The 14,459-nt window shown below is 60.6% G+C and carries 19 protein-coding genes; 13 read left to right on the top strand and 6 right to left on the bottom strand.

Features of this window, described 5'->3' with window-relative positions; genetic code table 11:
* Positions 1 to 110: 110 nt before the first annotated feature.
* The 9 genes from B348_RS0122325 (at position 111) to recX (ending at position 6,314) form a co-directional block, all read left to right on the top strand.
* Complete coding sequence (locus B348_RS0122325; RefSeq protein ID WP_017738260.1) at positions 111 to 683, top strand: phage tail assembly protein; 573 nt, start codon at positions 111 to 113, stop codon at positions 681 to 683.
* A 128-nt stretch (positions 684 to 811) separates the two neighbouring features.
* The gene (locus B348_RS0122315) at positions 812 to 1,918 is read left to right on the top strand and encodes a hypothetical protein (RefSeq protein WP_017738258.1); all 1,107 of its coding nucleotides are present in this window, start codon (positions 812 to 814) and stop codon (positions 1,916 to 1,918) included.
* Positions 1,918 to 2,301, top strand: coding sequence for a phage tail protein (locus B348_RS0122310; protein WP_017738257.1), 384 nt, complete (start codon positions 1,918 to 1,920; stop codon positions 2,299 to 2,301). Before B348_RS0122315 ends, B348_RS0122310 begins: the two co-directional genes overlap by 1 nt.
* Positions 2,294 to 2,506, top strand: coding sequence for a tail protein X (locus tag B348_RS0122305; RefSeq protein ID WP_017738256.1), 213 nt, complete (start codon positions 2,294 to 2,296; stop codon positions 2,504 to 2,506). Before B348_RS0122310 ends, B348_RS0122305 begins: the two co-directional genes overlap by 8 nt.
* A 9-nt stretch (positions 2,507 to 2,515) precedes the next feature.
* Complete coding sequence (locus B348_RS0122300; protein ID WP_017738255.1) at positions 2,516 to 3,526, top strand: contractile injection system protein, VgrG/Pvc8 family; 1,011 nt, start codon at positions 2,516 to 2,518, stop codon at positions 3,524 to 3,526.
* 21 nt (positions 3,527 to 3,547) lie between these two features.
* Complete coding sequence (locus B348_RS0122295; protein ID WP_017738254.1) at positions 3,548 to 4,105, top strand: glycoside hydrolase family 19 protein; 558 nt, start codon at positions 3,548 to 3,550, stop codon at positions 4,103 to 4,105.
* An 89-nt stretch (positions 4,106 to 4,194) separates the two neighbouring features.
* Positions 4,195 to 4,695: a CinA family protein gene (locus B348_RS0122290; protein ID WP_017738253.1), complete on the top strand. Its 501-nt coding sequence runs from the start codon at positions 4,195 to 4,197 to the stop codon at positions 4,693 to 4,695.
* A gap of 84 nt (positions 4,696 to 4,779) precedes the next feature.
* Positions 4,780 to 5,838, top strand: coding sequence for a recombinase RecA (gene recA, locus B348_RS0122285; RefSeq protein WP_017738252.1), 1,059 nt, complete (start codon positions 4,780 to 4,782; stop codon positions 5,836 to 5,838).
* 8 nt (positions 5,839 to 5,846) lie between these two features.
* Entirely contained in the window at positions 5,847 to 6,314 is a 468-nt protein-coding gene (gene recX / locus B348_RS0122280; protein ID WP_026136987.1) for a recombination regulator RecX, read from the top strand.
* Positions 6,315 to 6,375: 61 nt separating this feature from the next.
* On the opposite strand, the gene B348_RS0122275 is transcribed toward recX, so the two are convergent.
* Positions 6,376 to 7,488, bottom strand: coding sequence for a TIGR00730 family Rossman fold protein (locus B348_RS0122275; RefSeq protein WP_017738250.1), 1,113 nt, complete (start codon positions 7,486 to 7,488; stop codon positions 6,376 to 6,378).
* Positions 7,489 to 7,778: 290 nt separating this feature from the next.
* The gene (locus B348_RS0122270) at positions 7,779 to 8,216 is read right to left on the bottom strand and encodes a PA3611 family quorum-sensing-regulated virulence factor (protein WP_017738249.1); all 438 of its coding nucleotides are present in this window, start codon (positions 8,214 to 8,216) and stop codon (positions 7,779 to 7,781) included.
* Between the two features lie 180 nt (positions 8,217 to 8,396).
* On the opposite strand from B348_RS0122270, the gene B348_RS0122265 reads away from it, so the two are divergent.
* The 3 genes from B348_RS0122265 to B348_RS0122255 all read left to right on the top strand — a co-directional run bounded on the left by B348_RS0122265 (position 8,397) and on the right by B348_RS0122255 (position 10,456).
* A complete protein-coding gene (locus B348_RS0122265) occupies positions 8,397 to 9,116 on the top strand; it encodes a tRNA-uridine aminocarboxypropyltransferase (RefSeq protein ID WP_026136986.1) in 720 nt (239 codons plus the stop codon).
* Positions 9,117 to 9,367: 251 nt separating this feature from the next.
* The gene (erdR, locus tag B348_RS0122260; RefSeq protein ID WP_017738247.1) at positions 9,368 to 10,018 is read left to right on the top strand and encodes a response regulator transcription factor ErdR; all 651 of its coding nucleotides are present in this window, start codon (positions 9,368 to 9,370) and stop codon (positions 10,016 to 10,018) included.
* A 75-nt stretch (positions 10,019 to 10,093) separates the two neighbouring features.
* Positions 10,094 to 10,456 carry a diacylglycerol kinase gene (locus tag B348_RS0122255; protein ID WP_003189051.1) on the top strand — a complete coding sequence of 121 codons (363 nt, stop codon included), beginning with the start codon at positions 10,094 to 10,096 and terminating at the stop codon, positions 10,454 to 10,456.
* A 3-nt stretch (positions 10,457 to 10,459) separates the two neighbouring features.
* On the opposite strand, the gene B348_RS0122250 is transcribed toward B348_RS0122255, so the two are convergent.
* A complete protein-coding gene (locus B348_RS0122250) occupies positions 10,460 to 11,386 on the bottom strand; it encodes a LysR family transcriptional regulator (RefSeq protein ID WP_017738246.1) in 927 nt (308 codons plus the stop codon).
* A 125-nt stretch (positions 11,387 to 11,511) separates the two neighbouring features.
* Between B348_RS0122250 and fpr the strand changes: the two genes are divergently transcribed.
* A complete protein-coding gene (fpr, locus tag B348_RS0122245) occupies positions 11,512 to 12,291 on the top strand; it encodes a ferredoxin-NADP reductase (protein ID WP_003172178.1) in 780 nt (259 codons plus the stop codon).
* A gap of 151 nt (positions 12,292 to 12,442) precedes the next feature.
* On the opposite strand, the gene tsaA is transcribed toward fpr, so the two are convergent.
* The 3 genes from tsaA to B348_RS0122230 all read right to left on the bottom strand — a co-directional run bounded on the left by tsaA (position 12,443) and on the right by B348_RS0122230 (position 14,450).
* Positions 12,443 to 13,138: a tRNA (N6-threonylcarbamoyladenosine(37)-N6)-methyltransferase TrmO gene (tsaA, locus tag B348_RS0122240; RefSeq protein ID WP_017738245.1), complete on the bottom strand. Its 696-nt coding sequence runs from the start codon at positions 13,136 to 13,138 to the stop codon at positions 12,443 to 12,445.
* Between the two features lie 69 nt (positions 13,139 to 13,207).
* Positions 13,208 to 13,669 (bottom strand): DUF1456 family protein, encoded by a 462-nt coding sequence (locus tag B348_RS0122235; RefSeq protein ID WP_017529765.1) that lies wholly within the window; start codon positions 13,667 to 13,669, stop codon positions 13,208 to 13,210.
* 70 nt (positions 13,670 to 13,739) lie between these two features.
* On the bottom strand, positions 13,740 to 14,450 hold the full coding sequence (locus B348_RS0122230) for an rRNA pseudouridine synthase (RefSeq protein ID WP_017738244.1): 711 nt from the start codon (positions 14,448 to 14,450) through the stop codon (positions 13,740 to 13,742).
* Between the last annotated feature and the right edge of the window lie 9 nt (positions 14,451 to 14,459).

Genomic DNA, 14,459 nt, shown 5'->3' with positions numbered 1-14,459 from the left:
GCATCACCTCGGTCTAGCTGAATGACCGAGTCGCCTGCATCGCAGGCAAGCCAGCTCCCACAGGGACCGGCGCTCGCCCTTTTTTACAACGTTACCCAAGGAATTGCCCCATGGCCTGGATGCCACCGCTGCACCGCCTGCTCTCGCCGATCACCGCCGACACTGGCGCGACGATCGAGCAGGTTCAACTCAAACCGCTGTACTACGCCGCGCAAAAAGACGCGCTGGCCCGGGCCGGTGATGATGAGGACGATCAGTTCTTCGAACTGGCGAAACTCGCCACCGGCTTGTCGGAAAAAGAGCTCGACCAACTCAAGCGCCCGGACTACGTGACCATCGCCCAATTCGTGCATGAGATGTCGACCCGTCCTGCGTCGTTCTTCCTCGGCGAGCCGGCGCCATCGAGCCACGAACAACCGGTCCAACTGCTGCTGCCGGTGGATGCCGCCGGTCGCACCCATACCGCACTCGACCTGGAAATGCCCGCCCTGCGCGCGACCAAGGTGATGAAAAAACTCGCCACCGCCAAGGACCGCGCCGAATTCATTACCGCCCATTGCACCGGGCTGATGATCCCCGATCTCGCCGGCCTGACCGTGCCCGACTGGACGGGGTTGCAGGAGCGCATTGACGATTTTTTAAATCAACCGGCGGCCTTCTTTCGCAACGGGACATTGACGTAATCCTCGATGTGGTGCCGCTGGTTTACTCGGTCAATGAAGCGGAGATCCTGGAATGGGACGCCGCCAAAGCCATGCGCCGCTACGACATCGCGATCACTCGCCTTGGCGTCAAACAGGAGTAGAGCGGGATGCAAGACACGAAATATGGGATGAGGCTCGCCCAGGAGGACTTGCGCTGGATGATCGGCGACGCCGACCTTGGCAATGTGCTGGCGCCGTTTTCCGCCAGTGCGGCGGCCCCCGTAAGCCTGGATGGGGTCGCGCAGCCGCAGGTGGAACTGCGCTCTGCGCTGGTCACGCTCAGTGTGGACATCAACGCCTTGGCCCAGGAAAACGTGCGGCTGCGCGAGACGTTGGAGACGCTCAACAGCACGCTGTTCATCAACGGCGATGCGCTGCTGCCCAAGGCTGCCGATGTGGCCGCGAGCGCGCCGAAGGACCAGCCTGAGGCTGCCGGTGCAGGCTTGTTGGACACGATCAAAGACAAGTTCATAGAAAAAGCGGTTGATCTGGTCATGGACGCGGCCGTCAATCAATTCAAAGAGCGCAAAAAAAACGCTGGGCGCAGCGCAGGGAGGCGCAGTCCGTCCAAGCGAAATCGCCAGGCCGTGGGGGGCTTGTCAAACAGCTTTCAGCCGGGGCCGAACTCGCAACGTTTTCAGTCCTTTGCCGGGGCTAGCGTTGCCACTAGCGCACCCAACCTAAGCGCAGGCGCCTTGGCCGATGCTGTCGGCACACTGCAATCCGTCGGCATTCGCCGGCTTGGGCCATTGAGAACCGCCGCAGCTGCCGTGGATGTGATCCAGGGCGTACGCAACGGCGACGCCAACGCCATCGGCTCCGGCCTGAGCACGGCGGGTGGCGCGTGGGCGGGCGCCTCTGCGGGGGCAGCCATCGGGACCCTGGTCTTTCCCGGGATCGGTACGGCTGTCGGCGGCGCCATCGGTGGTTTGCTGGGCAGCGAAGCGGGCGGCTGGCTGGGCGAGAAACTGTTCGGCCCCAGTGATCGCCTGCCGGCGCCCGATGCCGTGAGCAAAGAGCTCAACAGTACCCGCGCGGATAACGTGCAGGTGTCCATCGCGCCAAGTATCCAGATCACCGGTGTGAACCCTGCCGATGCCCAACAGGTGGTCAGCCAGGTGATCCACGCCCTGCAATTTCAATGCATGCCGATGGTCACGGACGTGCTGGGGGTTCGCCGCAATGCGGCTCTCGCCGACCCAGGAGGTGATTGATGCGACAACAGATGGTTTTGGGCGATTTCATTTTTGGTTTGTCCCGAGGTTTTGCCTATGCCTCGCTGATCCGCAACAGCGACGGTGGCTGGAGCGACCTGGCGATTATTGCCAGCAAGCCGCAGTCGCGGCAGAGCGGCCAGAAGCTGGAAAAACTCACGTTCAATGGCAAGGCCATGTACGGCATTGGTATGCAGCGCCTGGATGAGCTGCGTGCCTTGCAAGGCTTGCGCACACCGTTGCCGCTGGTGGATGGCATCGGCCGCAACTGGGGCCTGTGGCGTATCAATTCGGTTAAGGAGACCCAGAGCAACGTGATCGATGACGGTACGGCGATGCTGATGACCTGGACCCTCGAACTGGAGGAATTCGTCAATGCGTAGAGTGCGAAGTATCGCCGGTGACTCGGTCAACCTGCTGCTCTACCGCGAGCTGGGGCGTTGCGATGATGCGGCCGAAGAAACCCTGTGGCGCCTGAACCCCACGCTTGCCGAGTACGGCCCGGTGCTGCCGGCGGGTGTGTGGGTGATCGTGCCGGAAATACAAGCGCGGCCGGCGGCGTTGCGCCCCGTTCTGGCGTGGGATTAAGGAGGCGGCATGACACAGGGATTTACACCTATCGTGGAGTTTTACGGCGCCAATGCGGCGTTGCTCAACCAACGCATCATGCGCTGGAGCCATACCGATGGGGCTGGCATCCAGTCCGACCGGCTGGAATTGACCCTCAATATCGAGGGGCTGGAAGGCCTGCCGAGCATGAGCGGCAAGATTGGCTTGCGCGTGGGTTACAAAGAGACGGGGTTGGTGGAAAAAGGCCAGTTTCTGATCAGCCAGCGCACCCCCGTGCTGTTTCCCATGCGCTTGCTGATTGTCGCGACAGCGGCGCCTTTCAGCGAAAAGGACGCGAGCGGCTATCGCCAGCGTCGATCGGCCAGCTACGGGCCCATCACGCTGGGCGCGCTGTTTCGCCAGCTGGTCAGCCGGCATGGGTTTTCGCCGCGTGTGGCGCCGTCGCTGGAAAGCGTTCCGGTGCCGCATATCGATCAGTCCAATGAAAGCGACATGGCATTCATTACCCGGCTGGCCAAGCGCTATTGCGCGATCACCAAGCCGTTCAACGAACTGTATGTACTCGCCGAAGCCGGCAAAACCCGGACATTGACCCTGCAACAATTGCCGGAGGTGAAATTGTCCGTGACCCAGGACAATCGCCCCGGTGATCCAGCCTTTATCACCGCCACGCTCAACGACAAGACCCGCGCGAAATACCAGGGCAGCCGTGTCACCTGGTGGGATGCGGCGGGGGGCAAGCAGCATGTGGTTGAAGTGGGCATTGCGCCGTTCAAGGCCGTGCGCCAGCGCTGTCAAAACGCGGCGGAAGCCCGTGCCGTCGCTGAAGCCGAGCTGCGCCGGGCCGGGCGCGAGGGGTTGGAGTTGGTGATTGATTGCCCGGGCAATCCGTTACTGGCCGCCGAAGGGCTGTTGCGGCTCGATGAGAGCTGGCCGGGTTACATGCAGGGGCGGTGGTCGATTACCCAGGTGGTGAATTCGAGCGACCCGGTGGCGGGGTATCGCAGTTCGATCACCGCCGGTGGTTTGTCGGAATAGTCACTTTTCAGGGAGCGATTGATGCAGATCACACTGGCGCAACTGATTCAAATCCTGCCGGGAGCCCGCCTTGGCGCGGGTGTTTTTTTGCCTGGGTTCAATGCTGCGTTTGCCCGGTATGGGCTCGACAGTGCCCGACGCGTCGCTGCGTTTATCGCCCAAATCGGCCATGAGTCTGGCGAGTTGCGTTACGTACGTGAACTCGGGAGCGAGCAGTACCTGGGCAAGTACGACACGGGGCTATTGGCCGCGCGCCTGGGCAATACGCCAGAACAGGACGGTGATGGCCAGCGGTACCGTGGCCGTGGCCTGATCCAGATCACCGGCCGGCGCAACTATCTGGCGTGCAGCCAGGCACTGTTCGGCGATGATCGTTTGTTGTGGGAACCTGCGTTGCTGGAGCAGCCGCAATGGGCCGTCGCCTCGGCTGCCTGGTTCTGGCAGAGCAATGGCCTGAATGAGCTGGCCGACAAGGATCAGTTCACCACGATTACGCGGCGTATCAATGGCGGGCTCAACGGGCTGGAGGATCGCTTGCGGCTGTGGACGCGGGCGAAGACGGTGCTGTGGGTTTCTTAGGCGCGTGGTCTCTTGAGACAGTCCGTCACTTGCACGCGCGATTGGCTCCTGTAGGGTAGGCGAACCCCCGCCCAAGACTGGAGACGACCGTGAAGGAAATCACTCAACTGGCTGCTGAACTGGGTCGCCGTTTGCAGGTGCTCAATGCCCACGTCACCACCGCCGAATCCTGCACCGGCGGCGGTATTGCCGAAGCGATCACGCGGATTCCGGGGAGTTCGGCCTGGTTCGAGGCGGGCTATGTCACTTATTCCAATCGGCAGAAGACCCGGCAACTGAATGTGCCGGAAACGTTGTTTCCCAAAGTGGGCGCCGTCAGCCAGGAAGTGGTGGAAGCGATGGTCCGCGGCGCCCAGGAAAAAAGCCTGGCGCGCTTTGGCGTGGCGGTCAGCGGTGTCGCGGGGCCGGATGGCGGTTCGCCGGACAAGCCGGTGGGCACGGTGTGGCTCGCCTTTGGTGTCGGCGATGACGTCACCGCCGAGCTTGAGCACTTCACCGGCAACCGCGATGAGGTCCGCCGACAAACGGTAAAGGCCGCGCTAGAGGGCTTGTTGCGACGAGCTGCAGCAGAAATAGAAAATCAGGGGTAGGCGATCCCCGATCTTTGTGGAACAATACTGTCTACTTATACAGGTGTTGGCCGTTCCGGCCTTATTGATTACGTGAGGACTTTAATGGACGACAACAAGAAGAAAGCCTTGGCTGCGGCCCTGGGTCAGATCGAACGTCAATTCGGCAAGGGTGCCGTAATGCGTATGGGCGATCACGACCGTCAGGCGATCCCAGCTATTTCCACTGGCTCTCTGGGTCTGGACATCGCGCTCGGCATTGGCGGGTTGCCAAAAGGCCGTATCGTTGAAATCTACGGTCCTGAATCTTCCGGTAAAACCACCCTGACCCTGTCGGTGATTGCCCAGGCACAGAAAATGGGCGCCACCTGCGCGTTCGTCGATGCCGAGCACGCCCTCGACCCTGAATACGCCGGCAAGCTGGGTGTCAACGTTGACGACCTGCTGGTTTCCCAACCGGATACCGGTGAGCAAGCCCTGGAAATCACCGACATGCTGGTGCGTTCCAACGCCATCGACGTGATCGTGGTCGACTCCGTGGCCGCTTTGGTACCCAAGGCTGAAATCGAAGGCGAGATGGGTGACATGCACGTGGGCCTGCAAGCCCGTCTGATGTCCCAGGCGCTGCGTAAAATCACCGGTAACATCAAGAACGCCAACTGCCTGGTGATCTTTATCAACCAGATCCGTATGAAGATCGGCGTGATGTTCGGCAGCCCGGAAACCACCACCGGTGGTAATGCACTGAAGTTCTACGCTTCGGTCCGTCTGGACATCCGCCGTACTGGCGCGGTGAAAGAAGGTGACGAGGTTGTCGGTAGCGAAACCCGCGTCAAAGTCGTGAAGAACAAAGTGGCCCCGCCTTTCCGTCAGGCTGAGTTCCAGATTCTCTACGGCAAGGGTATCTACCTGAACGGCGAGATGATCGACCTGGGCGTACTGCACGGTTTTGTTGAGAAGTCCGGCGCCTGGTATGCCTACAACGGCAGCAAGATCGGCCAGGGCAAGGCCAACTCGGCCAAGTTCCTTGCGGAAAACCCGGACATCGCCGCCACGCTTGAGAAGCAGATCCGCGACAAACTGCTGACTGCAGCGCCAGATGTGAAGGCTGCCGCCAACCGCGAACCGGTTGCAGAAGTCGAAGAAGCCGACACTGATATCTGAAGCAAACGATGACAGTTGTACTGGATACACTCGTCGCCGTTCGGCGCACTGCAATGGACCTGCTCGCTCGCCGCGAGCATGGTCGAGTCGAGCTGACGCGTAAGCTGCGTCAGCGCGGCGCGGAGCCCGAGATGATCGACACCGCTCTCGACCGTTTGACGGAAGAAGGGCTGCTGTCGGAAGCCCGTTACCTCGAAAGTTTTGTGTCTTATCGAGCCCGCTCTGGCTACGGCCCGGCGCGGATTCGTGAAGAGTTGAGCCAGCGGGGCCTGCAACGTGCTGATATCGACCTTGCCCTGCGTGAGTGCGGAATCAGCTGGCAGTCGCAGTTGGAAGAGACCTGGCGGCGCAAGTTTTCTGGTCATCTGCCTATCGATGCCAGGGAACGTGCGAAACAAGGCCGCTTCCTGAGTTATCGCGGGTTCTCGATGGAAATGATCAGCCGCCTACTCAGCGGTCGAGACATGGACGACTGAGTTGTTATCTTGCAAAAAGGCCCACTATGAAAATAGTGGGCCTTTTTTTTTGCTCAAAAAATCACGCCGGCTCCGGCGCCACTCGCTGCTGCACCTTGCCCTGAGCCTGCGCCCAGTTCTCCGGCAAGTTGATGAAATCCACCAGCTCCCGCAAGCGACCCTGGTCGCGACCATTAAAGTTGAACACCAACCGCGTCAGATGGCTGAACCTCGGCTCATCATGTTCCTCGCCCGTGTAAGCGAGTTGCTGGAACTCCCCGCTCAACCGCAAGCTGGCAAATTCGCTCTGCAAATGGGCCAGTGCTCGATCGCTCAGAGGATGATGCATGCGCATCACGAATTCGCGTTTCAACCAGCGCGTAGAGTGGAAGTTGGCATAGAACTGATTGATCTCCGCCACCGCTTCCTCTGCGCTGTACACCAGGCGTACCAGCTTGAGGTCAGTGGGCAGGATATAGCGGTTGGCTTCCAGTTGGCTGCGGATAAAGTCCAGCGCGCCTTGCCAGAAGCTGCCACCGGGAGCGTCCAGCAACACGACGGGCACCAACGGGCTTTTGCCGGTCTGGATCAGTGTCAGCACTTCCAAGGCTTCATCCAGGGTGCCGAAACCGCCCGGGCACAACACCAGGGCGTCGGCTTCCTTGACGAAGAACAGCTTGCGGGTGAAGAAGAAGTGAAACGACAGCAGGTTGTCGGTGCCGTCGATAGTCGGGTTGGCATGCTGTTCAAACGGCAGGGTGATGTTGAAGCCCAGGCTATGCTCCAGGCCCGCGCCTTCATGGGCAGCAGCCATGATGCCACCGCCGCCACCGGTGATCACCATCAGGTCCGATTTCGCGAGCATTGCCCCGACTTCACGGGCCAAGGCATACAAAGGGCTTTCGACGGGCGTGCGTGCCGAGCCAAACACCGTGACTTTGCGCCGCCCCTTGAACTGTTCCAGCACGCGGAAGGCGTTGTCCAGTTCGCGGATGGCTTGCAAGGTGATTTTCGCGTTCCAGCGGTCGCCGTTGTCCTGGGCCATGCGCAGTACGGTGAGGATCATGTCGCGATAAAGGGGAATATTCGGGCTGTTGGGCGCAATCAGCTGGAGTTGCGCTTCGACCTGCTGCGTGAGGTCGGCTCCGTTCTCTTCAAAATGGCGGAGCAGGCGGTCATTCGGTTCGTAAGGCATTCAACTTCTCCTTCTTGCAGGGCCCGGGTGGCCGACGAGCCATTCGCCGGAGGCGACGACACTGCATGTGTCGCTGCTTGCCGCTGGGGGCAACCTTCTTTTGCCCTGAAAATGTTACAGAACAGCAGGGGAAATGCTGTGATTGAAGGGTAGGGATGGCTTGATCATGAGCCGGAAAACCCTTGGCTGGCAACCACTTATTGGTTGCGCGAGAGAGAGTCTAGCTGCCCGAAAGGACTTGAAGCGGGGGAGTGCGCACCACCGGACGGCGGTGCGCGAAGGTCATGCCGTTACTTTTTCTTCTTCGCCACCGGGGCCGGGCAATCGGCTTCGACGAACTTCACCGACGCGACAGGACGGTTGGTCTTGTTCTCGGTAATCTCATAACGCATCACAGCGCCCTTGGCCATCAACTCGCGGTAACCCTTGTTCAGGCACACGCTCTGGCCGAGCTGGAAATACACCGCCTTGGGGTTGGCGCGCATCTGTTCGGCACGGTCGGGCAGCACGCTGAGGTGATCGATCAGTTGCATGCCTTCAACGGTGTAGGCCACTTCCAGGGTCTTTTCGTCGATTTCCCGGGGCAGGTCCTTGTTGCTTTCAGCTGCGACGCTTTGCAGCTTGCGGTTCATTTGGGCCTCCAGCAGCGAGGCCGCCTGGGCGCCCACAGGCAATACCAGCGCGAGAGCGATGGACGGGGCGGCAAGGCGCAGCATGGAACGCAACATGAAACTCTCCTGATTCGGGTACTGGTGCATAGACCAGCCACTGCGCTGTGCGTTCAGTGGCGCGCAATTATAGGTGAGCCGTTGCCACTACAGCCAGGCGTATCGCTGGTAAACTGCCGCCACTTCAAGCCTTCCACGAGTTTTCACCGTGTCGATCTACCCGTCCCAACGGCGCATCCGATGAGCCACGCCGTCTCCCGCCTGCGCACCCAGCGTCTGGCCCGTGCCGTGAGGCCGTTCCTCAATCGCGGTTCCCGCGCCGAGCGCTGCCCCGGCTGTCGGGTCATCCCTGAGTACTGCCTGTGCGCCTGGCGGCCTAAAGTGGCGGCCAGGTCTGCGATGTGCCTGCTGATGCATGACGTTGAGCCGATGAAGCCCAGCAACACCGGCTGGCTGATCGCCGATGTGATCGACGACACCACCGCGTTTGCCTGGTCGCGCACCGAAGTTGACCCCGACTTGCTGACCTTGCTGGGCGACCCGCAATGGCAGCCCTATATCGTCTTTCCCGGTGAATTCGTGGTGCCCGAGCGGGTGGTCAGCCAGGTGCAGGTCGAAGAGGGCAAGCGCCCGCTGTTCATCCTGCTGGACGGCACCTGGAGCGAAGCGCGCAAGATGTTCCGCAAAAGCCCGTACCTGGAGCATTTGCCGGTACTGAGCCTGGCGCCTGAGCAACTGTCGCGCTACAAGCTGCGCCGTTCCAAGCGCGATGATCATTTCTGCACGGCCGAGGTCGCGGCGCTGTGCCTGGAACTGGCCGACGACGGCGCCGCCAGTGAAGTGCTGGACGCCTATCTCGACGTCTTCAGCACCCATTACCTGGCGGCAAAATTCCAGTTACCCCTGGACCCCACCGACATCGTCCATACTCGTCTTGCACCCTATATCCCAGCGGTATAGCCAGACGACGTTTGCATGATGGCACCGTAAACCCGGCGCCGCTAAAATGCCCAAGGGCGTAGTGCTTGACCCCCCAGGCTACGCTGGGCATGCTGAGCGCCGATTGGGGCGCAACCGTGAATTTTCGACGTCGTTGCACGTGCTTTTGACGTCGAACTTGCCCTGTGGCGATGGCTGCCTGGCCGTCGCCTTGTGTATTGGCGAACCCTGAACCCATCAGGGCTCCCATAAAAAACAGGATCATTTAATCAATGGCCACATACGAAATCCTGATAGCCGATGACCATCCGCTGTTTCGCAGCGCCCTGCACCAGGCAGTGACCCTTGGCCTTGGCCCGGACGTGCGTTTGGTTGAAGTGGCCAGCATTGCCGAGCTGGAAGCCCGCCTCACCGAAAAATCCGACTGGGACCTGGTGCTGCTCGACCTGAACATGCCCGGCGCCTACGGGTTCTCGGGGTTGGTGCTGTTGCGTGGGCAATACCCGCAGATCCCCGTGGTGATGGTCTCGGCCCAGGAAGAAGCCGATGTCGTGGTGCGCTCCAAGGAGTTTGGTGCCAGCGGCTTCATTCCAAAATCCAGCGCCATGGAAGACATTCAGAACGCCGTGCGCAGCGTGCTGGATGGCGACGTGTCCTGGCCGCCGCAGGCGTTTGAAGAAATCAATGTGTCCGACGAAGCCAAGGCCGCCCGTGATGGCCTGGCCAGCCTGACACCCCAGCAGTTCCGCGTGCTGACCATGGTCTGCGAAGGCTTGCTCAACAAGCAGATTGCCTACGAACTGAGCGTGTCGGAAGCGACCATCAAGGCCCATGTCACGGCGATTTTCCGCAAACTGGGGGTGCGCACGCGGACCCAGGCGGCGTTGCTCTTGCAACAACTTGAGTCAATTTCGCAGCATTAAGTTGTTACCGATTCACGCTTTTTTGACTTGGCGTGATCTAGTTTCCCCACTTCTTTGGTTCAGTTGCCTACGTCTATGTCGCCTTTCAAGGGTCAAACCGGTATCAAACGTATCTTCAATGCAGGGGGCTATTCCCTGGATGGCCTGCGTGCGGCTTTCACCGGCGAGGCGGCTTTCCGCCAACTGGTGTTGCTCAACGTGATCCTGATCCCATTGAGCTTCTTCCTGCAGGTCAGCCGGGTCGAGCGCGCCTTGCTCATCGCCGTGTGCCTGCTGGCCTTGATCGTCGAGTTGCTCAACTCGGCGGTGGAAGCGGCGATCGACCGGATCTCCCTGGACCGCCACCCCTTGTCGAAAAACGCCAAGGACATGGGCAGCGCCGCGCAATTCGTCGCGCTGACCATGATCACCCTGGTGTGGGCCGTGATCCTGATCTAACCGTCAGGCAATGCTCGGCAGCACGATCTCGTCGCTGCGCTGAACCCCGGCGGTGAAGGCGCGGCACAGTTCCAGAAATTCGCGCATGGCCGAGGTCTGGTACTTCTGTTTATGCCAGATGAAGTAGAACTGCCTGGCCAGGTCCAGGTCCGGGGTTTCCACTGGCACCAGGCTGCCACGGCGGAATGCATCACGTAGCGCCAGCCGCGAAATACAGCCAATGCCCAACCCTGACTCCACGGCGCGCTTGATCGCCTCGGTGTGCTCCAGCTCCAGGCGGATGTTCAGTGCGCTGCGGTGATGGCGCATGGCTTGGTCAAACGTCAGGCGCGTGCCCGAACCTTGTTCCCGCAGAATCCACGCCTCACGAGTCAGTTCATCCATGCTCGCCACGCCACGCTTGGCCAGGTGATGTTGCGGCGCGCAGAACACCACCAGTTCATCCTCGACCCAGGTTTGCACCTCGATATCCGGGTGGCTGCAGTCGCCTTCGATTAGACCCAGGTCAATTTCGTAGTGCGCGACCTGGTGCACGATATGCGCAGTGTTCTGCACATGCAGCTTCACCTGGCTCTCGGGGTGTTGCTGCATGAAGCTGCCGATCAGCAGGGTGGCCAGGTAATTGCCGATGGTCAGCGTGGCGCCGACCGCCAGGGAACCGAAGCCGGACTTGCCGTTGAGCAGGTCCTCGATCTCCTTGGCCTGGTCCAGCAGGGCCACGGCCTGGGGCAATAGCTGATGACCGAGGGCGTTCAAGCTCAGCCGCTTGCCCGCGCGGTCGAATAATTGGCAGCTGGATTGGCGCTCCAGCTCGGTGATCGAGGTGCTGGCGGCGGATTGAGATAAGGCCAGAAGGCCAGCAGCGCGGGAGACGCTTTCCTGCTGGGCGACGGCGACGAAGACTTGCAGTTGACGGAGAGTAAATCGCATATCGATATAACCGATAACCCTTATCTTAATAATCCAGTTAACAGATATTGTCGCCGCCATTAGAATGCTGTGCAATTGCGCATCTATCTCTTTGGCGCAGACCCATTTCCAGGAGTTCCCCGTACATGAGCAACATGAACCACGAACGTGTCCTCAGTGTTCATCACTGGAACGACACGCTGTTCAGCTTCAAGTGCACCCGCGACCCGGGCCTGCGCTTCGAGAACGGTCAGTTCGTGATGATCGGCCTGCAACAACCCAACGGCCGCCCGCTCATGCGCGCTTACTCCATTGCCAGCCCGAACTGGGAAGAGCATCTGGAGTTCTTCAGCATCAAGGTGCCGGATGGCCCGCTGACTTCCCAATTGCAGCACTTGAAGGAAGGCGACGAGATCATCATCAGCAAAAAACCGACAGGCACCCTGGTGCTTGACGATTTGAAGCCGGGCAAACACCTGTACCTGCTGAGCACCGGCACTGGCCTGGCTCCATTCATGAGCGTGATCCAGGACCCGGAAACCTACGAGCGCTTTGAAAAAGTGATCCTGTGCCACGGCGTGCGTTACGTCAACGAAGTCGCCTACCGCGAGTTCATCACCGAGCACCTGCCGCAGAACGAATTCTTCGGCGAGGCCCTGCGTGAGAAGTTGATCTACTACCCAACCGTGACCCGCGAGCCGTTCGAAAACGAAGGCCGCCTGACCGACCTGATGCGCAGCGGCAAGCTGTTCAGCGACATCGGCCTGCCGCCGATCAACCCCGAGGACGACCGCGCCATGCTGTGCGGCAGCCCAAGCATGTTGGACGAGACCAGCGAAGTGTTGAACAGCTTCGGCCTGAAAGTTTCGCCACGCATGCGTGAGCCGGGTGATTACTTGATCGAGCGTGCGTTCGTCGAGAAGTAAACAGCGCTCAAAAAAATGTGGGAGCCGGCTTGTGTGGGAGCTGGCTTGCCTGCGATGCGGACACCTCGGTCATTCAGTTGAATCGAGGTGATGCTATCGCAGGCAAGCCAGCTCCCACATAAGCGGCTCCCACATTTTGTTTCCGGTTTCTTCAACTGGCTGGGAGTACTTCCAGCACACATATCGTCCCAGCCTCGGGATAGTGCCACCGCACATCCACATCCCAGAGCTGCGCACCGTACTCGCGCTCAGGCCCAGGCGTCTGATACGCCGGCCGCGGATCTTGCGCCAAACACTGCTCAATCAGCGCCACCAACGGCTCATCCAGCCGCTGGGCGTGGTTTTGTGCCTGGTGCAGCGCGGTCTTCAGCCATTGCACGGGAATCAACGTGGGCGCACCGCTGGCCATGTCATTGGTGGCTGTGTCGATGATGTCCGCATAGGGCACGTACGGCTTGATATCCAGCACCGGCGTGCCGTCCAGCAGGTCGATCCCGGAGATCCACAGCCGTCCCGGCTCTACCTTGTCCAGCTTCACCACCGACTGGCCGATGCCATTGGGCCGGTGCGTCGCGCGGGTGGCAAACACGCCCATGGAGGTGTTGCCGCCCAGACGGGGCGGGCGCACTTTCAGGCGTGGCTTGTCTTCCAGGGCCTGGTGGAACAGAAACAGCAGCCACACATGGCTCACCTGTTCCAGCCCCTGCACCGCCTCGCCGCCGTCGAACGGCGCCACCAGCTCCAGCACGCCACGGGCGGCAGGCGCCAGTTGGGGTTGGCGCGGGATGGCGAACTTCTCCTTGAAACAGGAGCGCACGAAGCCAACGGGCGAGACTTTGTAGGGCATTTTTGGGGCCTCAAGTTGCAAGCTGCAAGCCACAAGCTTTTCACTTGGGGCTTGAAGCTTGTGGCTGCTTTAAGCTCTGACGCGCAGGGTCAGGCCCTTGAGGAAGTTGCGCAGCAACTGGTCGCCGCAGGTGCGGTAGTTGGTGTGGCCGAATTTGCGGAACAGCGCGCTCAACTCAGGCTTGGATACCGGGAACTCGGCGGCCTTGAGGATGGCGTGCATGTCGTCTTCCTTCAGTTCGAAGGCCACGCGCAGCTTCTTGAGGATGATGTTGTTGGTCACCGGGGTCTCGATCGGCTGCGGCGGACGGCTTTCGTCCTTGCCACGCTTGAAGATCACCAGGCCATCGAGGAAGTGCGCCATGACGTCGTCCGGGCAGAACACGAAGCCTTCTTCCTCGTCTTTCTTGAGGTAGGTCAGCAGGTCGTCCTTGGTCACGTCCATGCCGCCGAGCTTGATGATCTCGACCATCTTGTTGTCGCTGATGTCGAGCATGTAGCGCACGCTACGCAGTACGTCGTTGTGAATCATGGTGGGTAATCCTGGTATTCAACTGAGGACACCGCGCAAATCCGGCGGTGTCGAGAAAAAGGGCAGCGGCTTAGAACTTCTCTTTGGCCGACAGGTAGCGCCACTGGCCGACCGGCACCTTGCCGATGGACACGCCGCCGATGCGGATGCGACGGATGGCGATGACCTTGAGGCCAACCGCTTCGCAAAACAGCGCGATCACGCCTGGCTGCGGGTTCTTCATCGCAAAACGCAGGCGGTTTTCATTCTGCCAGCTGGCTTTGACCGCCGGCAGCTCCTTGCCTTTGTAGGTCAGGCCGTGGTTCAGGCGGTTGAGGCCGTGGGCAACCATGTCGCCTTCGACTTCGACCACGTATTCCTGCTCGATCTTGGCGGCATCGGCGGTCAACTTGCGCAGAATCTTCCAGTCCTGGGTAAACACCAGCAGGCCGCTGGCCTTGGCTTGCAGGTCGGCGCTGGCCGTCAGGCGCAGGAAATGGCCCTTGAGCGGGCGCTTGCTGAAGCGGTGCTCTTCGGACAGGGTGTCGGCGCTGATCGAGGCCATCGCCGTTTCTGCATCCACGCCAACCGGCGCGTGCAGCAGGATGGTCACCGGCTCTGGCACGGTGGCCTTGGCGTCCGGGTCGAGCTCGACCTTCTGGGTGGTGACCTTGAACTGCGGCTCGTCGATCACTTCACCGTCCACCGAGACCCAGCCGCCTTCGATAAACAGCTCAGCCTCCCGACGGGAGCAACCGACCAGTTCGATAAGGCGTTTGGAGAGGCGTATGGGGTCAGTCATGACAAGGGC

The sequence above is a fragment of the Pseudomonas sp. CBZ-4 genome (genome assembly GCF_000346755.1).
GTDB lineage: Bacteria > Pseudomonadota > Gammaproteobacteria > Pseudomonadales > Pseudomonadaceae > Aquipseudomonas.
Note: the sequence above shows the minus strand (reverse complement) of the source record. Positions and strands in the feature narration are given on the sequence as shown.